This is a genomic window from Nostoc parmelioides FACHB-3921 (assembly GCF_014696625.1).
Classification (GTDB): Bacteria; Cyanobacteriota; Cyanobacteriia; order Cyanobacteriales; family Nostocaceae; genus Trichormus; species Trichormus parmelioides.
Window position 1 is genome coordinate 115825 of record NZ_JACJQL010000015.1, and the last position, 19704, is coordinate 135528.

At 42.1% G+C, this 19704-nt stretch carries 18 protein-coding genes; 6 read left to right on the forward strand and 12 right to left on the reverse strand.

Translation table 11 applies throughout. The features are described 5' to 3' along the window. Positions 1-133: 133 nt before the first annotated feature. On the reverse strand, positions 134-1150 hold the full coding sequence (locus H6G14_RS12990) for a TOBE-like domain-containing protein (protein WP_190567803.1): 1017 nt from the start codon (positions 1148-1150) through the stop codon (positions 134-136). Positions 1151-1254: 104 nt separating this feature from the next. Further along, positions 1255-1767, reverse strand: coding sequence for a membrane protein insertion efficiency factor YidD (gene yidD / locus H6G14_RS12995; protein WP_190567804.1), 513 nt, complete (start codon positions 1765-1767; stop codon positions 1255-1257). A 230-nt stretch (positions 1768-1997) separates the two neighbouring features. Here yidD and chlP point away from each other — a divergent pair, with 230 nt between their 5' ends. Continuing rightward, positions 1998-3254 carry a geranylgeranyl reductase gene (gene chlP / locus H6G14_RS13000; RefSeq protein ID WP_190567805.1) on the forward strand — a complete coding sequence of 419 codons (1257 nt, stop codon included), beginning with the start codon at positions 1998-2000 and terminating at the stop codon, positions 3252-3254. Positions 3255-3577: 323 nt separating this feature from the next. Here the strand turns inward: chlP and H6G14_RS13005 are convergent, their stop codons facing one another. Continuing rightward, a complete protein-coding gene (locus H6G14_RS13005; protein ID WP_010994306.1) occupies positions 3578-4321 on the reverse strand; it encodes a response regulator transcription factor in 744 nt (247 codons plus the stop codon). A gap of 156 nt (positions 4322-4477) precedes the next feature. Between H6G14_RS13005 and H6G14_RS13010 the strand changes: the two genes are divergently transcribed. Then, positions 4478-5539 carry a YheT family hydrolase gene (locus H6G14_RS13010; protein WP_190567806.1) on the forward strand — a complete coding sequence of 354 codons (1062 nt, stop codon included), beginning with the start codon at positions 4478-4480 and terminating at the stop codon, positions 5537-5539. A 239-nt stretch (positions 5540-5778) separates the two neighbouring features. Here the strand turns inward: H6G14_RS13010 and H6G14_RS13015 are convergent, their stop codons facing one another. Then, positions 5779-6399: a PEP-CTERM sorting domain-containing protein gene (locus tag H6G14_RS13015; protein WP_190567807.1), complete on the reverse strand. Its 621-nt coding sequence runs from the start codon at positions 6397-6399 to the stop codon at positions 5779-5781. A 717-nt stretch (positions 6400-7116) separates the two neighbouring features. On the opposite strand from H6G14_RS13015, the gene H6G14_RS13020 reads away from it, so the two are divergent. Further along, entirely contained in the window at positions 7117-8433 is a 1317-nt protein-coding gene (locus H6G14_RS13020) for an alkaline phosphatase PhoX (RefSeq protein WP_190567808.1), read from the forward strand. 182 nt (positions 8434-8615) lie between these two features. Here H6G14_RS13020 and H6G14_RS13025 read toward each other — a convergent pair whose 3' ends face one another. The 8 genes from H6G14_RS13025 to H6G14_RS13060 all read right to left on the reverse strand — a co-directional run bounded on the left by H6G14_RS13025 (position 8616) and on the right by H6G14_RS13060 (position 15394). Beyond that, positions 8616-9200 (reverse strand): Uma2 family endonuclease, encoded by a 585-nt coding sequence (locus H6G14_RS13025; protein ID WP_190567809.1) that lies wholly within the window; start codon positions 9198-9200, stop codon positions 8616-8618. 64 nt (positions 9201-9264) lie between these two features. Further along, positions 9265-9846: a Uma2 family endonuclease gene (locus tag H6G14_RS13030; RefSeq protein ID WP_190567810.1), complete on the reverse strand. Its 582-nt coding sequence runs from the start codon at positions 9844-9846 to the stop codon at positions 9265-9267. 120 nt (positions 9847-9966) lie between these two features. Continuing rightward, entirely contained in the window at positions 9967-10701 is a 735-nt protein-coding gene (locus H6G14_RS13035; RefSeq protein WP_190567811.1) for an HAD-IA family hydrolase, read from the reverse strand. Between the two features lie 91 nt (positions 10702-10792). Then, on the reverse strand, positions 10793-11824 hold the full coding sequence (locus tag H6G14_RS13040; protein WP_190567812.1) for a 30S ribosomal protein S1: 1032 nt from the start codon (positions 11822-11824) through the stop codon (positions 10793-10795). Positions 11825-12150: 326 nt separating this feature from the next. Further along, a complete protein-coding gene (locus tag H6G14_RS13045) occupies positions 12151-12258 on the reverse strand; it encodes a photosystem II reaction center protein T (RefSeq protein ID WP_010994314.1) in 108 nt (35 codons plus the stop codon). 90 nt (positions 12259-12348) lie between these two features. Continuing rightward, the gene (psbB, locus tag H6G14_RS13050; RefSeq protein WP_190567813.1) at positions 12349-13878 is read right to left on the reverse strand and encodes a photosystem II chlorophyll-binding protein CP47; all 1530 of its coding nucleotides are present in this window, start codon (positions 13876-13878) and stop codon (positions 12349-12351) included. Positions 13879-14310: 432 nt separating this feature from the next. Then, positions 14311-15003 (reverse strand): SDR family NAD(P)-dependent oxidoreductase, encoded by a 693-nt coding sequence (locus tag H6G14_RS13055; RefSeq protein ID WP_190567814.1) that lies wholly within the window; start codon positions 15001-15003, stop codon positions 14311-14313. Positions 15004-15067: 64 nt separating this feature from the next. After that, a complete protein-coding gene (locus H6G14_RS13060) occupies positions 15068-15394 on the reverse strand; it encodes a hypothetical protein (protein WP_190567815.1) in 327 nt (108 codons plus the stop codon). 389 nt (positions 15395-15783) lie between these two features. Here H6G14_RS13060 and H6G14_RS13065 point away from each other — a divergent pair, with 389 nt between their 5' ends. From H6G14_RS13065 to rnhA, 3 genes are all read left to right on the forward strand, one after another. After that, complete coding sequence (locus H6G14_RS13065; protein ID WP_422394074.1) at positions 15784-17403, forward strand: ABC transporter substrate-binding protein; 1620 nt, start codon at positions 15784-15786, stop codon at positions 17401-17403. 128 nt (positions 17404-17531) lie between these two features. Beyond that, positions 17532-18557 carry an ABC transporter permease gene (locus tag H6G14_RS13070; protein ID WP_190567817.1) on the forward strand — a complete coding sequence of 342 codons (1026 nt, stop codon included), beginning with the start codon at positions 17532-17534 and terminating at the stop codon, positions 18555-18557. A gap of 83 nt (positions 18558-18640) precedes the next feature. Beyond that, on the forward strand, positions 18641-19549 hold the full coding sequence (gene rnhA / locus H6G14_RS13075) for a ribonuclease HI (RefSeq protein WP_190567818.1): 909 nt from the start codon (positions 18641-18643) through the stop codon (positions 19547-19549). Positions 19550-19704: the final 155 nt, after the last annotated feature.

The following is a 19704-nucleotide window of genomic DNA, read 5'->3' on the forward strand; positions in this document are numbered from 1 at the left end:
CGTAGTTTTTCGTGATTTCAATAAAATGTTGGGGGTGTGGGGGTGTAAGGGTGTGAGGGTATGAGGGTGTAAGGGAAGAATTGTTTATATTAGTCTTTTCCCTATACCCCTAAACCCCTATACCCCTACACCCTTAAATCGAGTAGTACAAAGGAAAGGATTTTGCATCCTTAGGTTTTACATATACCTTTTGCTTTGGTTCCAACTGTAGCTCATCGTAGCGATCGCGTGTTAAATGAGCGTTGACAACTTGTCCATCATCTAAGGTTAATTCAACTTTGATTTCCCAGCCCAAATGAATCAATCGAGTGACTGTAGCAGGTGCAGTTGTGCCGTTAGCAGATTTTTCGATCAATACATCTTGTGGCCGTAAAAATACGTTTGGATGTTCTATCTCTAACTGGCTACTTTGGAAAATTCTGGAGCTACTTGGCAAAACATTCACTGGCCCAATGAAACTCATCACAAAAGATGTGGCTGGATTGTCGTAAATTTCTGCGGGTGTTCCTACCTGTTCTACTCGCCCTTGATTCATCACCACGACTTCATCGGATACTTCCATTGCTTCTTCTTGGTCGTGGGTGACAAAAACTGTGGTAACGTGAACTTCATCATGGAGGCGGCGTAACCATGCGCGTAAGTCTTTACGGACTTTGGCATCAAGCGCGCCAAAAGGTTCATCTAAAAGTAATACACTAGGTTCTACTGCTAAGGCTCTAGCCAAGGCTACCCTCTGTCTTTGACCGCCGGAAAGCTGTGAAGGATAGCGATCGCCTAGCCCACTCAATTGCACTAGTTCTAATAACTGTTCTACCCGTCCTTTGACTTTATTCGCTGGTGCTTTGCGAATCTCTAACCCAAAGGCGATGTTTTGCCGGACTGTCAGATGCTTAAATAAAGCATAGTGTTGAAATACAAACCCAATGTTACGTTCTTGTACACTTTGGTTTGTAGCGTCTTTTCCCGTCAGAATAATTCTGCCATCGTCTGGCTTTTCGAGACCAGCAATTAAGCGGAGCAGAGTAGACTTACCAGATCCCGACGGCCCCAATAGGGCTACCAGTTTCCCGCTTTGGATTTCTAAGTTTACCTGATCAACTGCTCGGAAACTGCCGAATTGTTTGGATACGTTTTCAACTACTATGCCCACTGCCGCTACACCTCTGCCAATTTATCTACGGCTAATTGCTAGGTTTACCGTGTTATAGATATATCATACATAAATGCAGTTAAATTTACTGATTAAAAAAAGATTTAATTACCGCAACTGCCACAATCCAAGAAATCACACTCAACACCACTGCAATCTGGTAAATGGCAATCATCAGTGCTGCTACAGGCGAGGAAACTACAATCAACAACCTCTGAGCAACTAGAACAATCATCGCCGCTTGAATATCCTGAACCCCAGCAATTTGATGACCTTGGCTGAGAGCGTTTTAATGGCTTATCGTCTTCAATTTTTCCATTCGCTTCGTCTGTAGGCTCTGAGTCTTCCATTTGTGACAGCTTTCTTTGCATCTTCGATGCTCGTAAAACTAAATTGGCTTGTTTACAAGCTTGAAACCTAGCCTGGGATTTATCCCAAGCTGCGATTAATCCCTCCTCCGCAATCACACGCTTGATGTAACTAGAGCAAGATTCACCCCCATACAATAGTCGATGGGCGCAAGCAAAACCTTTATGGGGGGAAATGTGTTTTTGATATCCAGCGATCGCTACAATACCAATTTTCCTACCAAAGGAATCCAATAGAGAAGTTTGCATAGTTAGAGATTAGGGAATGAAACAAGCCTGGGAATAGGGTGGAGAATAGAACTGTTGACTGTTGACTGTTGACTGTTGCCTCAATAACAACTAACCATTGACTAACAGTATGTTACCCATTCACTAAGCTCTATCTTTAGTGTCAAATTTGTATCGAAACATTAAGGAATATTGCATTTCTGTCAAAACCTAGAGGTAGAGCGAGAAATCACCCAAAAGACCGTGGTAGGATGCTTTCGGTAAATGTGAAGATTGGGAGAAGACCTTTGACACTACGGGTTGCTGTTGTTGGGTCAGGCCCAGCTGGTTCCTCTGCTGCTGAAACACTAGCCAAAGCTGGGATTGAGACCTACCTGTTTGAGCGCAAATTGGATAACGCCAAACCCTGTGGGGGGGCGATTCCCTTATGTATGGTAAGTGAGTTTGACTTACCACCAGAAATTATTGATCGTCAAGTGCGGAAGATGAAAATGATTTCACCTTCCAATCGTGAAGTTGATATCAATCTCATAAAAGAAGACGAATATATAGGAATGTGCCGGCGTGAAGTCCTAGATGGCTTCTTACGCAATCGCGCGGCAAAATTAGGGGCAAATTTAATTAATGCCACCGTTCATAAAGTTGATATACCTGGAAATAACAGCGACCCATACACCATTCATTATGTTGACCATAATGAAGGCGGCGCACAAGGTGTCACAAAAACTTTAAAAGTAGATTTGATTATTGGTGCAGATGGGGCTAATTCCCGCATTGCCAAAGAAATGGATGCTGGGGATTATAATTATGCGATCGCTTTCCAAGAGCGTATCCGCTTACCCGAAGATAAAATGGCATATTACAACGACCTTGCCGAAATGTATGTAGGCAATGACGTTTCCACAGACTTTTATGCCTGGGTATTCCCCAAATATGACCACGTAGCCGTCGGTACTGGCACAATGCAGGTACACAAAGCCAGCATCAAACAGTTACAGGCTGGTATCCGCGCCCGTGCTAGCGAAAAATTAGCAGGCGGTAAAATCATCAAAGTAGAAGCCCACCCAATCCCCGAACATCCACGTCCTCGGCGTGTTGTTGGTCGCATAGCCTTAGTTGGAGACGCTGCTGGCTACGTTACCAAGTCTTCTGGTGAAGGGATTTACTTTGCGGCTAAATCTGGGCGGATGTGTGCAGAAACCATTGTAGAAGTTTCTCAAAATGGTAGTCGCATTCCCACAGAAAACGAACTCAAGATTTATCTCAAACGCTGGGATAAGAAATACGGTCTCACCTACAAAGTGTTGGACATCTTGCAAACAGTATTTTACCGCTCCGATGCCACCCGCGAGGCATTTGTAGAGATGTGTGGAGACTTAGATGTACAAAAACTGACTTTCGACAGCTATCTGTATAAGACAGTCGTCCCCGCGAACCCCATCACCCAGCTAAAAATTACTGCCAAGACAATTGGTAGTCTCATCCGTGGTAACGCTTTAGCACCCTAAATTTGAGACGAATATAAAGTAATTTGTAATTAAGACTTAATTACAAGTTAAAAATTACGAATTAATGGTCAAATGGCACTCCCTGAATACCAATAGGGAGTGCCATTTTGATTACCTAGTCAAGTTTTGTGTTGATTCGTAGCGATGTGAGTGTCATTCTGTAGGATACGTAGCTTGGGGGATGTGGACGCGTATACGCGACTTCTCGAAGAGCATATATCCCGTGATACTACCCTACCTTGCGAACTGCATTTCCCTCAGTGTGACACAGATGTTACGGATTAATGAAATCAAAGACTCAGCGCAATGACTTGAACAAGATTTCACTCAACAACTGATGTGGTAGCGCCCTCGCCGGATTGTGGGACGCTGGGTAGTTCCAGGCAATATCCCGCACCATATACTGTTTTGATATAGCGGGGGTGGCGGGGGTCTGGTTCTAGCTTAGTTCTCAAGTGCCGGATATGCACTCGAATCGTTTCAATGTCATCATCTGGATCGTAACCCCAAACTTCTCGGAGAATTTCGCTAGGGGAAACTGTCTGTCCGTGACGTTGCAGCAAACAGTGGAGGAGTTCAAATTCCAAGTGAGTCAGTTTCACCGTTTGACCGAACCATATAGCCTCAAATCTTTCGGGAACTAAGGTCAGAGGCCCATAGTTCAAAATTTCGCTATGTTTGGCTGCTTGGGGAATGCGGTCGGTACGGCGTAATAATGCCCGCACCCGTGCCAACATCTCTTCCACTTCAAATGGTTTAGTCAGATAATCATCTGCTCCGGCGTTGAAGCCTTCTACCTTGTCTTGAGTTTGGCTGAGAGCAGTCAACATCAAAACAGGAATTTCCGCCGTCCGTTCGTCTCGGCGTAAGCGCTGGCAAACCGTGAAACCATCAACTCTAGGCAACATCAGATCAAGCATAATCAAGTCTGGTTGTAGCTGGAGAGCTAGTGCTTGACCTTTGATGCCATCTTCAGCTTGACTTACGTCGTAGCCAGCCATCTCTAGGTTGACAGCAACAAGTTCTGAAATCGCTGGGTCATCGTCTATTACAAGAATCCTTGGCATTCTTAAAAAATTATTACTACTTATTAAGGATAAATAAGAACCTTTGGTAGATACAAAGATTTCTGTCTTGATTATAAAAAAGATTTTAAATCTAACATAAACCTTAAAACTACTAGGATTAAGAAAACAAAACTAAAATTACATTAAATTCGCAGTATGATATGTTTCCCTCCCTACAATCCGCCTGTGTTTCTGAGAAATGGTGTTGTTTCAACTGTTTACACTACTTTGTGGGGAAAACGTTATTGGCAAAATACGACTCTCCATCCAGAACCTGAGTATCATAAAACAGTATTAATGGGTGGGCAAAATGTACCTATTTTTTGTTTGATTGCCATACCTGAAAATGCCCACAGTACGATTGTAGGGACTTATGGCATTACAGGCGATCTAGAAAATGAATGGTTTTTGAGATTGCTGGGACGTAAAGCATACGCTCAAGGATTTGCTGTAGTTTTATTTGATTGGCGCGCCCACGGCAAAACAGCCGAATTATCACCAACACTAACTTCTGATGGTTTATTTGAAGGTGAAGATTTTGTTAGAATTGCGGCTGGTGCGGCCGCTATGGGATGTCCCAGTAAATTTTGGTTTACAGGGTTTTCCTTAGGGGGACAACTGGCGTTGTGGGGGCTGAAAGCTGCGGCAGACTTAACTAATGACACTGAGTATTTTGGGCTAAAATATAGTGACATTGGAGGTGGTGCAGTAATTTGCCCAAATTTAGATGCAACGCGATCGCTCAGTTACTTAGTTCGCCACCCTATAGGTAAATATTTAGAACAGAGTATCGCCAAAAACCTCAAGAAATTAGCGTGGCGAATACATGATAACCATCCAGGCACCCTAGACTCAGAAGCCATTGAACGAGCCAACACCATTTGGGATTTTGACAATGAACTGGTAATTAAGCGCCTTGGTTTCCCATCTGTAGAAACTTATTATGCGGCAAGCAGTCCTTTACAACTGTTACCAGAGATATCAAAACCTAGTCTCATTATTTACGCTGCGGATGACCCGCTATTTCATCCAGAACTTGTTCCCGAATTACAAGCCACCTGTGACAGCAATCCCAAGATAGATTTGCTGATGACTCGTTATGGTGGTCACATGGGCTATCTAAATAGCAAAAAAGGTCAGATACAAGCCCAAGATGCTGATCCTTGGTGGGCGTGGAATCGCGTTTTGCAGTGGTTGGAATACATCAGAAAATTTTGATTGCAGCAGTTCACTTTTGCATCTTTACCTCACTTCCCTGCAAACTGCTGTACGTATTTCATTTTATTCACAAAGCCTATAAAAGCAGGCCTTGTGAATAATTGAGTTGACATTAACTACACAATAGAGAAAACCTTGATAACCATCTCTTGTTTTCTCAATTAGCGAATTAATTACGGATAGAATAGAGGTTACTTAAAGTTCTAATCAGGCTGGCTTCAACTATTCAGGTTCACTGTCTAGACTGATGCTGGCTTTTTCTTGAGGACTCTAGCTAAGGAACCAACTGCTAACAAACCGAAAATTACCCCAGGTTCAGGGATAACACTTGCTGTCAATTGACCACCATTATCTAATCGACAGTTAGGAAATGTGTCGCAGACTTCTGGAGAAAGATCATCTTTCAAAAATATAGTGGTAGGTAATCCTAGAGCAGACAAATCAGCCCCTTGATAAGTATAGAAGGACAACCCTGCTATGGTTGTGTTGAAGTCAATACCCAAATCAAAACCGTTGGGTGTATCAAAGCTACCAGATTGCAGAACAGTCCCTGTAACTGTATCAAAGTTGAAATTAAAAGTACTGCTAGGATTCGGGAAACTGTACTTGAAACTTTGCAGCAAAGTTCCTTGAGGGTCGAAGAAGGAAATATCGAAACGACTTAGTTGATCGCGGGTAATAACACTTCCTTGGAAAATATTGTCGTAGTCGAAACGTCCTTGAGCTGAATAACCTTGACTTCCTGTCCAATCAAGCCTGTAGGAAGCAGCATCAGCACTGGAGATATTGGCTAAAGTAGCCATTGAAGTAACAGCAGCAACAGCTAAAGTAGCTTGGATTTGGTTACGTATGCTTTTCATTTTTTAAGATTAGAAATGAGTTCTGATGTTGTTGCAGCGATCGCTAACTCACAATTATCCGTTACAAAAGCTTAGATAATTTTAGCGATAGTCAAGCCATATCAAATGCTTTTATGTTGCTAAATAAGCACATAAAAAACTTTAGTTTGCCTATACTAATAGGCTTGGTTGATAACAGCTAGATTCACTAGCTCCTGGGAATTAATAGCAAAATTGGTGTTGTTAGACATTCATAATGTCTAAAACCACTAGGGGGAATTTTATCATTAGATTGAATTTAGTTCTAACAGTTTAGGTTTAATTTTCTCAATAAAATACAAAAAATATATATTCGTCCAAAAATCATTGAATTTTCTTTTGATTAAAGTAATCTTTAACTAGTCTTAACCTAATATTGCATCTTACTTACGTATCACTTAATTATTCTGATTGCTGGTGTAATGGGTGAGTTTACTCTTATCTTAACTTCACCATTTCACTAATTGTGATTAAGCAAAATAATGAACGTATATGTTTCTTTGCAAGCCCATTCATGTATGTTCTGCTATGTATAAATCCGTCCTTTTTTGCTTAAGATATATTATTTATTTCAATTCTGTAGAAAAAATAAACTATGTAAATTCTATTAACTAGTTTTGTTTTAAATAAATCATTACCAGAACTTAATCAAGCACAAGTAATTTTTACTAGGCATTTTGATTAACCAAAAATTTTCTCATGGCATTCTCCAGACGTAAATTTTTCACAATAGCAGGTGCAACTGCCGCCGGAACATTAGCTGCTTCTCCTTTAGAAGGTCTTTTGGCTAGAGCAGCTTTCGGTCAAGTAACACCTACAACTACAGGATATGGACCACTTTTAGCAGATCCCAATGGCTTGTTAGAGCTACCAGCCGGATTTCAGTACCGCGTTATATCTCGTACAGGCGATCTCATGGCTGATGGTAATCCAGTACCTGGCGCTCATGATGGTATGGCAGCCTTTCCAGGGCCCAGAAATACAACAATATTGGTTTGTAACCACGAATTGAGCAACACTTCTGGTACACAAGTAAGAGTGCCAAACCGCTACGATCCCGTCAGCAGAGGTGGTACTACCAACTTAGTTGTAGGTTCTAATCGTCAGTTAATCAAGCAGTTCGCCTCTCTAGGTGGAACAATTCGTAACTGTGCAGGTGGTCCAACACCTTGGGGTTCATGGATTACTTGTGAAGAAAATGTCAGCGTACCTGGCAGTTCTGATGGCTCTACACAGTTTCACGGTTATAACTTTGAGGTTCCTGCTAATGCTACTGGTCCTGTAGACCCAGTACCCTTAATTGATATGGGACGGTTTAATCATGAAGCTATAGCTGTAGACCCTGTAACTGGTATCGTCTATCAAACAGAAGATAGTGGAACTAGCCTATTCTACCGCTTTATTCCCAACGTACCTGGTAAATTAGCGGAGGGTGGTAAGCTCGAAGCTCTAGTTATCAAAGGTAGACCTAAAACCATTACTAACAATAGAGGTGCAAATAGCGGACTATACCCAATAGGACAAAAATTTGCTGTAGAGTGGGTAAAAATTCCTGACCCTAACCCAGCTACAGATAATGTTCGAGAGCAAGGTTTCGCTTTGGGTGCAGCTCAGTTTTCTCGTGGAGAAGGCATCTGGTATGGTAATGATGAATTGTACTTCTGTTGTACCAATGGTGGTGCAAACAGTGGTGGTCAAGTCTGGCGCTATAATCCTAGAACTGAGATGATTGATCTGTTTGTAGAGTCTCCATCTAGAGAGGTTCTGGATGCTCCTGACAATATATGTGTAGCACCTTTTGGCGACCTTATCCTTTGCGAAGACGGTGGTGGTGATCAGTATCTTAGAGGTGTAACTACCAAAGGTGAACTCTATAATTTTGCACGTAATGCCTTAAATGGCAGCGAATTTTGTGGAGCTTGCTTCTCACCCGATGGTCAAACTATGTTTGTCAACATCCAGAGTCCTGGTATTACTCTGGCAATCTGGGGTTCTTGGAACGCTAAGAGAAGCTAATAGAAACATAGGTAACGCAGAAAATTACTAGATATCATATATTGATTGCCCTTTCCTTAATACATGAGGAAAGGGTCATCTTTGGATAATGATAGGAATTGGGCTGAAGAGTAGAAAAAATCTGTATTTGAGAGAGTATAGTTTTTGATGTGATGAAGTGGCGCGATCACCCTCACCTGCCACTAATTCCTAATCACTGGTGGTAACATATCTAAAACCGCAATCTGCAAATCAGGAAACTCCAAGGGTGTGATCGTTGCATCTTCTGCCAAAACTACTTTGCTTTCGTAGCCTTGTGGAGTTGGTTGCCGAAAAACGTGCAATTGGCGATTAATTACATCTAACACCCAATAATCCGTAATTCCTGCTTGGGAATAAGCTTGAGATTTAGTTACACAATCTAGTTGCAGACTGCTATCGGCTACTTCAATAATCAGGTAAACTTCAGATGGTGTAGGATGGTGGTCTGCGTAGTCTAAAGGATCTATTTTGACAACGGCAATATCGGGTTCTGGTTCAGAGCGATCGTTTAACTTCACAGGATCTTGAACACATATTAGCGCTAAATCCTTTAAACTATTTTGCAGTAATCTATCTGTCCGAGTCGTTGCCGACCGATGAGCTGTTCCTTTAGCAATCATCCAAATAATCTTTCCTTCTAGAAGTTCCACCCTTTCATCTGCGCCGAAAATACCAGCTTCAGCCATCCGGTGGTATTCTTCAACTGTCCACAGACGAAGTTGTAATGTCGTTTCTGTGTTTTGCATGGCTAGTTGCCTATAAATACTAAATATTTAGCTTGATATAAAAAATAAACTTAAAGCTGATTGTTTAAAGTGGATTCACTGATTCCAATATTTGCGATACTTTGAGATTTAGTTGGTTAAATTGTGGAGATACAACTAAATCATCCCCAGAAAAGTTACCTATTTCCGTATATGTCTTACCAGTAAGTTCTAAGACTAATAAAGTTTTAGTTTCAGGGTCAATAATCCAATATTCAGGAATACCACAATCTTGATACTGCGATCGCTTGGCAATGAAATCTCTATCTCGTTGCAATTCTCCAGGGCTAACCACTTCAACTACTAATAGCGGAGGTAGCATTGATAGACGAATAGTATTGCGCTTGGCTAACTGCTGAATATGCTCTTCTCGAATAATGGTTAGGTCAGGATAACGGTTTCTGGGTTCTCCTCTTACTTCCAGTTCTAAACCATGTCCGCGAACTCGATCAATTCCTACAAGCGATGCAAAAATGAGGAAAAGGCGATTTGCAATTTGAACATTAGTTCCCGATTCTGGAGGCATTTCGATTAATTCTCCATTAAACAACTCATAGAGTTTATCCGTGCCATCATCATAAGATAGGTACTCGTCAAAGCTTTGAAAGCGATGTTTTACTTGTAGCATCAGGGTTTCTCCATGATGAGTCTCAATGCAAGTTTAGCTTAATTCGGAATTTGTAATTATGGCTTATTGCTAAATTTTTTATTTTCTAGTCTCTAGTTTCTAACCTCTAACCTCTAACCTCTAGCTTTCTAAAAGTTGAATTTCATCGAGCTGATTAATCACTACATCTGCACCTTGGACATTATCTGGTTGATTCACCCAAGTAATGCCAATACAACCTGCTGCTTTAGCGTTACGAGCCATTTGCATATCACCTACAGCGTCACCTACCATTAATGTAGCTTCTGGTTCTACTCCTAAGGCTTGGCAAGCTTGTAAAAATAAGATGGGGTCTGGCTTAGTGGGGCCGTCATCTACACCTATTTGGGCTTGGATATAATTACTTAAGTCATGTTGTGCGACAAAGTTTTTTACTTCTGTGGTTGTCGCTGCTGAAACAATGCCAAGTTTTAGTCCGGCTTGTGAGAGAGATTGCAATACTTCCAATGCACCAATGAAAAGAGGTGCGGGAGTTACACCAATATATTTTTCGGCATCATCCAAGGCTTGACGAGCTATTTTTAATGATTCAAACCATCCTTTCCCAGTCTCAGCGATATAGGCGGCTGTGGCTATTTCTGTTTCGCGGCGACTGGCTACCGAAATTAAGCCTGCTGGGTCGAGTGTATCACCGTTAATACCAAAGGCCATGAGTAAAGGTTCGCCAATTCCGGGTACTTGGGCATCTACAATTCTCGCTGCTTTCTGTCCCAGCGATCGCAAATAGACTTCTGAATTTTCTAGCGTACCGTTTTTGTCAAATAAAATCGCTTGAATATTAGTAAATGCGATATTTTTACATTTAATAGTAGCCACAAAATTAAACCCTATAAAAAGTCAAAATAAAAAAGAGGGGTTTTCCCTCTTTTAAAAAATTCTTGATGTTGTTAATGAAACTACAACTATATTATTCTTCAATAGCTGCTGGGATTTCCTCAACTGCTGAAATTTCTTCTTCAGCTACAGCATCTTCAGTTGCGGAGGGAATTTCTTCCTCAATCAAATCTTCTGCACCTTCTGCGGGTAAGGCGATACCTTGTTGTTTAGCCAGCAGTTGTTCTCTATACTTAGCAGCCATTTCTTCGGCTTTATCGTAAACCAAATCACGGTTTTTAATCATGTCACCGGGTTCTGGTTCCAGCTGCTTAGTAGAGAGAGATATTCTGCCTCTTTCTGCATCCAAGTCAATGATCATCACTTTCACTTCATCATTGACGTTAAATACACTGTGAGGTGTATCGATATGCTCGTGAGAAATTTCCGAGATGTGCAGCAAGCCGCTAACACCACCGATATCGATGAATGCACCGTAGGGTTTGATACCGCGTACTGTACCGATTACTACTTCGCCTACTTCTAGGCGGTTCATCTTGCGCTCAACTAACGCGCGGCGGTGAGAAAGAACTAAGCGGTTACGTTCTTCGTCTACTTCTAGGAATTTTAAAGGCAGTTCTTCGCCTACTAATTCTTCTTTGGGTTTGCGGGTGCTGATGTGAGAACCGGGAATAAAGCCCCTTAGTCCTTCAATTCTGACCAATGCTCCCCCACGGTTGGTAGCAAATACACCAGAGCGCACTGTCGCATCTTCTGCTTGTAACTGGCGTACTCGTTCCCAAGCGCGCATATACTCAATTCTGCGGATGGAAAGAGTTAGCTGTCCATCTTCGTTTTCATCGGTGAGGATGAAAAATTCTCTTGTTTCGTTTGATTGTAAAACTTCTTCCGGGGCATCGACCCGGTTTATAGACATTTCTTGTATAGGTATATAAGCTGCTGTTTTAGCACCTATGTCAATCAGAGCGCCGCGCGGTTCTATACTAAAAACTGTACCTGGTACGACATCTCCTGGGCTAAAGTGATAGTCGTATTTGTCAAGTAGGGCAGCGAAATCTTCGTGAGTGAATCCAATTTCTGTAGCGGTTAAATTCTGATTGACCATGCTGTTGTGTTCCTGGTTCTAGTCTCCGTAATGGTTATGCCATAATAGCCATGTGTATGCAACTGCCTGAGTTGGTAGTGTACACCTATATCTCTGTCTAATCCTAGCGCAGAAAAGCTAGTGTTCACACATATTAACTTCCAGAAAAAAGATTATATCACAAATAAATATGGAATAGTTGTTAAGTAATTAACAGTGGAAATGAATTTTCCTTATTTTCTATGGCTTAGAGATAGGGATGTATTTATCGAAAATATCCGTTGCTTTTCTTGAAAAAAACAACGGATATTTTCTTTATTTGACTGAGAAAATGAGCATTAGCTGCCTTATTTCTCTTCTTTTTTCTCAATGCGGGGTGGTTCGCGGAATGCGATCGCAAAAAAGAGAACGCCTATTGCTAGGGTCAAAATTAGAATGTAAGCAACGCTTTCCATATTAAAAACTCCTGCTTAGGTATTGGGTATTGGGTACTGGGTACTAGGTACTCGGTATATTTCCCAGCCCCCAGTCCCCAGTCCCTAAAATTAAGCTTCCTTCCGAACGCGGGTTGATTTGTCACCCACTTTCTGGAAGAGACCCCACTCTACTTGTTCTTCTAGATCTGCTTCCACACCAGCGAATACGTCTCGGTAGATTGTCCGAGCGCCGTGCCAGATGTGACCAAAGAAGAATAAGAGCGCAAATACAGCGTGACCAAAGGTAAACCAACCTCTGGGGGATGTACGGAATACACCGTCAGAGTTTAAGGTTTCGCGGTCGAATTCAAATATTTCTCCACCTTGAGCTTTACGGGCATATTTCTTCACATCGGCGGGATCAGTAAAGGTTTTACCGTCCAAATCGCCACCGTAGAAGCTAACTGTTACGCCTGATTGTTCAAAGCTATACTTGGATTCTGCTCGGCGGAAGGGGATGTCAGCGCGGACAACACCATCAGCATCTGTCAAGATAACAGGGAAGGTTTCAAAGAAGTTGGGGAGACGACGTACTGTCAATTCCCGGCCTTCAGCATCTTTGAATACGCCGTGACCTTGCCAAGATTGGGCAATACCATCACCCTTAACCATTGGCCCTGTGCGGAACAAACCACCTTTGGCGGGGCTGTTACCGACGTAATCATAGAAAGCTAGTTTTTCGGGAATCTGTGACCAAGCTTCGGAAAGGCTTGCACCTTGAGCTACGCTTGATTGTACACGGCGCTCAATTTCTTGATGGAAGTAGCCTTGATCCCATTGATAGCGTGTGGGCCCAAACAGTTCGATGGGTGTAGTAGCATTGCCGTACCACATGGTTCCTGCAACTACGAAAGCTGCAAAGAATACCGCTGCAATACTACTGGAAAGTACGGTTTCAATGTTACCCATCCGTAAAGCTTTATAGAGCCTTTCGGGGGGTCTGACAGTGAGGTGGAATAAACCCGCAATGATACCGACAATCCCAGCCGCAATGTGGTGAGCCACTACACCACCAGGGTTAAATGGGTTAAATCCATCAGGCCCCCATTCGGGCGCTACTGGCTGGACACTGCCTGTGACTCCATAGGGGTCAGAAATCCACATTCCAGGGCCAAATAAGCCTGTGAGGTGGAAAGCACCAAAACCGAAACAGAGTAAACCAGATAAGAACAGGTGAATGCCAAACATTTTTGGCAAATCTAGCGCAGGTTCACCGGTACGAGGATCTCTAAAGAGTTCCAAATCCCAGTAAACCCAGTGCCAAACGGCAGCTAGGAACAATAAACCAGAAAGTACGATGTGAGCTGCGGCAACTCCTTCAAATGACCAGAAACCAGGGTCAGTTGCTGTACCGCCAGTAACGCTCCAACCGCCCCAAGATTGGGTAACTCCTAACCGTGCCATGAAGGGTAGCACGAACATCCCTTGCCGCCACATCGGGTTGAGAACCGGATCGCTGGGGTCATAAATAGCTAGTTCGTATAGTGCCATCGAACCAGCCCAACCTGCCACCAGGGCTGTGTGCATCAAGTGTACAGAAATCAGTCGCCCTGGGTCATTCAGAACTACTGTATGTACTCGGTACCAGGGTAGTCCCATCGACTACGCTCCTCCTCGATGAGTTATGTTTACAAAACAATTTTCTTTAGTTAAGGTTCCAAGGTTGGAAGCCTTACCTCGGACTTCTCTGAAATTTTTTTTATTGCCAGAGTCTGATCCTTTACCACATCTGAATTTTATTAAGCTCAGAGAGTGGATTATTTGGCGACGCTCAACCGTTTTGGGATTGTGTCCCTAGAGGGTGGCGATCGCCAAGTAAAAATGAGAATGTTTTAAAAAGTGTAACTATATGATGGCACTGTTTGCAAGCGTTTCATTTGATGCGCTCGCGTCGCCAGTAGGGTTCATCTTCCCTTAAATCAGCGTTACAAGTTATTCTGCTTATGTTTATAAATCTTTACAAGCAAGATAAAAATTAACGTTTCCATCTTCTGGCAGTTGCTAATTTTACTATCTGCTTCTGACTCTGGCTTAAGCACCAGTGCCAAGCATGGCAGCGACATCGATTTCTTTGAGGCAAGTTTCTCTCGACAAGGAGAGGATGCAGTCAATTATATTTAGTAGGTCGTTAAGAGGAATGGCTTTGCCTCCTAAAAGCGCGTTTTGTGCCAAATCCTCAAGAACTTCTGGCGTTCCGACGTTGCCGGGATTAATTACAGTGATGCTAATTTGTTGTGACCTTAGTTCCTCTCGTAGCGCATGAACTACTCCACGTAACCCAAACTTAGATGCTGAGTTTGCCACTTCTCTGGCAGGAAAGTTATCTCGCCCAGATAGCGCACCCATAAATATAATTTTCGGATTTGCAGAGCGTCGCAGCGCAGGTAAAAGAGATTTGACTAAACGAATTGGAGCAACTAAATTAACTCCGATAACTCGTGTAATGTCTTCATCTGAACAATGCTCAAAGTTGTACTCACGGGTAAAGGCTTTTGTTTCCCAAGTTCCTCCCATATACAAAAAAGCATCCAGTACATCGCTACCGACTGCTTTTGCCGTTTTCTCCACACCAGACAAGGAAGATAAATCAGCGCTTACCCATTCGCCAATAGGTGCTAATGTTCGAGATACAGCTAGTAATCGGCGGGACTTGGGTGCAAGGTGTGAGGCAACTGCAAGACCGATTCCACGACTAGCACCAGCAACAACAAGGGTGTTGAACATTGACTAAATTCGCTACAGTTACTCATAGAGTATATCTAGCAGTAGCTACAAACTGAGTATTGGGCTAAATTAACACTGATTGAGTATTCAGCAACTGACACTTAGCCTCGGCTCTTTCTAGACGTTCAATTACTTGTTCTGCTGTCATGAGTCGTTTTAGCACTACTTGACCAATAGTCTGATTCACTACAGCTGCATTGGTTGGCGTAACTTCTACGGTAATAACGGCATCTTCAATGCGATAAAGCCACATTAATTCTTGATTTTCTACTAAAGAAATATTTAGACGTTGAATATCAGGTTGCCTTCGCCAGGCTGTTATTTGCCATAATCCTTCAGAAGCCCATACTCTACCAATAGTCCACCCTTCAGAAACAAAAAAATATTTCATGATTTAAGTTCCTCTGTAGCAAATTTTCAGTTATTAAGCGACAACAATAAAAGTAATTCGCAATTCGCAATCAGCCACAATTATTAACAATTTTATGCAAATAATTTAGTAAATAATAACTGTTGCCTATTTATTAGATATCACAGTCACAGATTAAGAATGTTAATCTATGACAATTCAAATATTGTCAATTTTCAATAATTACTTTGGCACTGCTTTATACCTAACTTGAGTAATTTAATTTTGTATACAAAATGCAACAAAGTCTAACTAAATTCTGCACAATAAAATATAAAAACTTATTTATATAGTATAATTGCTGACCGCTAATTGCAAAAATTTGGGACGCTATGAACTGGTTTGCTTTGTCTTGGAGACAGTGGGGGCGGATGACGAAATTCGTCTCTTTATTCTGTCTCTGTTTAGTTTTGGTTATCAGTTGCACTCCTCGCCAACAAACAACTACACCAACATCAAGTGCGACTAATAGTCCCTCAGGGGATGGTCGAATTACGGTGGGGACGACCCTCAAACCACGAACCCTAGATCCGGCTGACGCTTATGAATTAGCTTCTTTGGGTTTAGTGTTTAATATGAGCGATCGCCTCTATACTTATGAACCAGGTAGTACAGTAATTCAGCCACAGTTGGCTACAGCACTACCAAAAGTTAGCCAAGATGGTTTAACTTACACCATACCCCTACGTGAAGGAGTACTTTTTCACGATGGTACTCCTTTTAATGCTAAAGCTATGGAGTTTAGCATCCAGCGCTTTATTGAAAATAAAGGCAAACCCTCTTTCTTGCTAGCTGACACTATATCTTCGGTGAAAGCTACAGGTGATTATGAGCTAACAATTCAACTAAAAAAACCCTTTGCAGCGTTTCCTTCACTGTTAGCATTTTCTGGAGTTTGTGCAGTTTCACCCACAGCTTATGAACTGGGTGCTGGTAAGTTCAAACCAGACACATTTGTAGGGACTGGCCCTTACAAATTGGCACAGTATGGTACGGATTCACTACGCTTTGATGTATTTGACAAATATTGGGGAGAAAAACCCAAGAATCAAGGTGTTAATGTGCAGATTCAAACTAGTCCGGTAAATTTATTTAATGCTTTCCGTACTGGTGCGGTAGATGTAGCTTATCAGTCTTTACAACCAGACCAAGTTAAAAGCTTGGAAGCAGGTGCTAAAAAAGGAGATTGGCAAGCGATAACATCTCAAGGTAGTGTCGTTACTTTTATGGCTTTGAACCGCAATCAAGAGCCTTTAGATAAACTAGAAGTAAGACAAGCAATAGCGACGATTATTGACCGTCAACTTTTAAATCAAAGAGCTTTATTTGGTCAAGCTGAACCGCTTTACAGCTTAATTCCTAGTACCTTTGATGTATCCCAACCAATCTTTAAAGAAAAGTATGGTGATGCAAACTTTGATAAAGCTAAACAATTACTAACTGCGGCAGGCTTCTCTGCTGAAAATCCAGCAAAAGTGCAGATTTGGTATCCGGCTAGTTCCGGAGTCCGCAGCTTGGCAGCCCAGACCTTAAAAGCGATCGCCGAGCAAAATCTTGGTGGTATACTTCAGTTTGAAGTCAGTACCGTCGAAGGTGCTACCTTTTATAAAGACATCTCAAAGGGTGTATATCCAGCAGCTTTAGTTGATTGGTATCCCGACTTTTTAGACCCAGATAATTATGTACAGCCATTCTTAGCTTGTCAGAAAGGGTCAGTTGCTAAAGGGTGTGAAGAGGGCGGTAGCCAAACTCAAGGTTCTTTTTACTATAACGAAGCTGTTAACAAATTAATCGACCAGCAACGTCAAGAGCAAAACCCCGCAACCCGTCAGCAAATATTTGCAGAAATTCAAACTCAATTATCAACTGATATTCCTTATATTCCTTTGTGGCAAAGCAAAGATTATGTATTTGCTCAAAAAGGTGTGAGCGGTGTACAACTTGACCCATCGAAAATTCTCGTTTATAAGTCGATAGTCAAAGGTCAATAGTTCATAGTCATTAGTCCATAGTCATTAGTAATTAGTCTGTAATCTAAATAACTGACTAATCACTAACGACTATTGATTTTTGAGCAATGACTAATGACCAATGACCAATAACCAATAGCTAAATATTTATGTCTCGCTCCAAAGCCTTACAATACTACATTGTTTCTCGGTTACTGTTTGCGCCCCTGCAATTGCTAACTATTATTACGATTGTATTTTTATTACTCAGAGCTACACCGGGTGACCCAGTAGATGCAATTCTTGGTGGGCGTGCTTCAGAAAGCGTGAAAGAGCAATATCGAGAACAACTGGGTTTAAACCGACCTTTATTTATACAATACCTAAATTACTTGGGTGATTTACTGCATTTTGATTTAGGGACATCTTTGACAAGTCGGGGACAACACGTCTGGAATATCATTGGACAATATTTTCCGGCCACAGTCGAGTTAGCCGTGTTTAGTATGGCGGTGGCTTTGGTTGTGGGAATTTTGGTAGGGACGCTTTCCGCTTCTCGTCCGGGAACTTCATTTGATATTGGCGGACGGTTATTTGGGATTATTACTTATGCACTCCCCATGTTTTGGGCGGGAATGCTGCTACAGTTAATTTTTTCCGTGCAGTTGGGCTGGTTTCCCAATTCCAATCGTTTTCCGCCCAATCTTCCACCCCCGCCTACATTCACGGGTTTATATACAGTTGATAGTTTGCTCAGTGGTAACTTGACGCAGTTTTTTACATCTTTGCATCATTTAGCACTCCCTTGTCTCACCTTAGGAATTTTGTTGAGTGGAATTTTTGAGCGCATTGTCAGAGTCAATTTAAAGCAAACCCTAAGATCTGATTATGTAGAAGCAGCCAGAGCTAGAGGAATTGCGGAAAATAAGATTTTAGTGTCCCACGCCTTAAAAAATGCGCTGATTCCGGTAATTACTGTTCTAGGATTAACCTTTGCTTCCCTGCTAGGTGGAGCGATTTTAACTGAAGTGACATTTTCCTGGCCTGGGTTGGCAAATCGGCTATATCAGGCAATCTCCGATCGCGATTATCCCACAGTCCAAGGTGTGTTGGTATTTTTTGGGGCGATCGTCGTGTCGGCAAGCATTTTAATTGATATTCTCAATGCTTACGTTGACCCACGTATTCGTTATTAAGGAAATTAGCAGTAATAGCCTGGATATTGCGAAAGAAAATGTGTGGCTAAAAGCTATTCGCTCTGTGCTTTGATATTTTTACTATGTCTACCCAACCGATAATCGAAAGTATATACACCGATGGTGCTTGCACTGGCAATCCTGGCCCTGGGGGTTGGGGTGTAGTTGTCTATTTTAGTGATGGTTCAGTTCACGAAATGGGCGATGCTGCCAAGCATACCACCAATAATAAGATGGAGATGCAGGCGGCGATCGCTGCTCTCAAATTTCTCCACGACTCTGGACAAACTGAACCAATTACCCTGTATACCGATAGTGAGTATCTAATTAACTGCGTCACCAAGTGGGTAAAAGGTTGGAAAAAAAAGGGTTGGAAAAAATCTGATGGGAATCCAGTTCAGAATCAAGACCTTCTAGAAACTTTAGATGAATTAAATAACCGTAAGGTAAATTGGCATCATGTTCGCGGTCATTCTGGCAACATCGGTAACGAACGTTGTGATGTGATTGCTCGCTGTTTTGCAACTGGTAGAATGCCCTCTCTACAACAGTTATCCACCCGTCATGCTCATAAATCTTTACCTGACATCAGTAAAATAAATGTAGTTAAAGTACCTGATCATGTTACAACCTCTACAATAGTTCACAAAACGACACAAGAAATCAGTACTTCTGCGTCAAATATCAACACTATGGAACCATCTACCGCACACGTTGCGGCTACAATCGAGGAAAACCCGCCGGAAAAGCGGGTAGAACAACTCCGCAACTTAGTAGAAACTCTGCATATTGCAGACGAAATTGCGGCGAAAGGTTATTTAATCACCAGTTCTGAGTTGGCAGACTTAATGGATGTCCACGCCAGTGCTGTTACTAGTAGGGGAGATCAATGGCGCTGGCGCAACTGGATTGTTTCACGGGTACGCCGTGAGGGTAATCAAATTCTCTGGGAATTAGAACGAGGCGATCGCTTGGGGGGTGAAGATGAATAAATAATTGGGGTAGGGTCTTGGGAAACTAGAAGCAGAAATTATTGCTCTTAGGACTTACGCATTGACAAAATGGCAAAAGAGTGGATTGATAAAAAGTATCATCTACTCACTAGGTATCGAACAATCAGAGAAATCAGCAAACCCTCGACAGCACA

What these genes read in the sequence shown, in the direction of transcription:
- H6G14_RS13005 (WP_010994306.1), bottom strand. Translation starts at nt 4,321, where the DNA reads ATGCCAAGGATTCTTGTAATAGACGATGACCCAGCGATTTCAGAACTT.
- psbB (WP_190567813.1), bottom strand. Translation starts at nt 13,878, where the DNA reads ATGGGACTACCCTGGTACCGAGTACATACAGTAGTTCTGAATGACCCA.
- H6G14_RS13025 (WP_190567809.1), bottom strand. Translation starts at nt 9,200, where the DNA reads ATGCAAAACACAGAAACGACATTACAACTTCGTCTGTGGACAGTTGAA.
- H6G14_RS13010 (WP_190567806.1), top strand. Translation starts at nt 4,478, where the DNA reads ATGATATGTTTCCCTCCCTACAATCCGCCTGTGTTTCTGAGAAATGGT.
- rnhA (WP_190567818.1), top strand. Translation starts at nt 18,641, where the DNA reads ATGTCTACCCAACCGATAATCGAAAGTATATACACCGATGGTGCTTGC.
- H6G14_RS13015 (WP_190567807.1), bottom strand. Translation starts at nt 6,399, where the DNA reads ATGAAAAGCATACGTAACCAAATCCAAGCTACTTTAGCTGTTGCTGCT.
- H6G14_RS13060 (WP_190567815.1), bottom strand. Translation starts at nt 15,394, where the DNA reads ATGAAATATTTTTTTGTTTCTGAAGGGTGGACTATTGGTAGAGTATGG.
- H6G14_RS13040 (WP_190567812.1), bottom strand. Translation starts at nt 11,824, where the DNA reads ATGGTCAATCAGAATTTAACCGCTACAGAAATTGGATTCACTCACGAA.
- H6G14_RS13055 (WP_190567814.1), bottom strand. Translation starts at nt 15,003, where the DNA reads ATGTTCAACACCCTTGTTGTTGCTGGTGCTAGTCGTGGAATCGGTCTT.
- H6G14_RS13030 (WP_190567810.1), bottom strand. Translation starts at nt 9,846, where the DNA reads ATGCTACAAGTAAAACATCGCTTTCAAAGCTTTGACGAGTACCTATCT.
- H6G14_RS13065 (WP_422394074.1), top strand. Translation starts at nt 15,784, where the DNA reads ATGACGAAATTCGTCTCTTTATTCTGTCTCTGTTTAGTTTTGGTTATC.
- yidD (WP_190567804.1), bottom strand. Translation starts at nt 1,767, where the DNA reads ATGCAAACTTCTCTATTGGATTCCTTTGGTAGGAAAATTGGTATTGTA.
- H6G14_RS13020 (WP_190567808.1), top strand. Translation starts at nt 7,117, where the DNA reads ATGGCATTCTCCAGACGTAAATTTTTCACAATAGCAGGTGCAACTGCC.
- chlP (WP_190567805.1), top strand. Translation starts at nt 1,998, where the DNA reads ATGCTTTCGGTAAATGTGAAGATTGGGAGAAGACCTTTGACACTACGG.
- H6G14_RS13070 (WP_190567817.1), top strand. Translation starts at nt 17,532, where the DNA reads ATGTCTCGCTCCAAAGCCTTACAATACTACATTGTTTCTCGGTTACTG.
- H6G14_RS13045 (WP_010994314.1), bottom strand. Translation starts at nt 12,258, where the DNA reads ATGGAAAGCGTTGCTTACATTCTAATTTTGACCCTAGCAATAGGCGTT.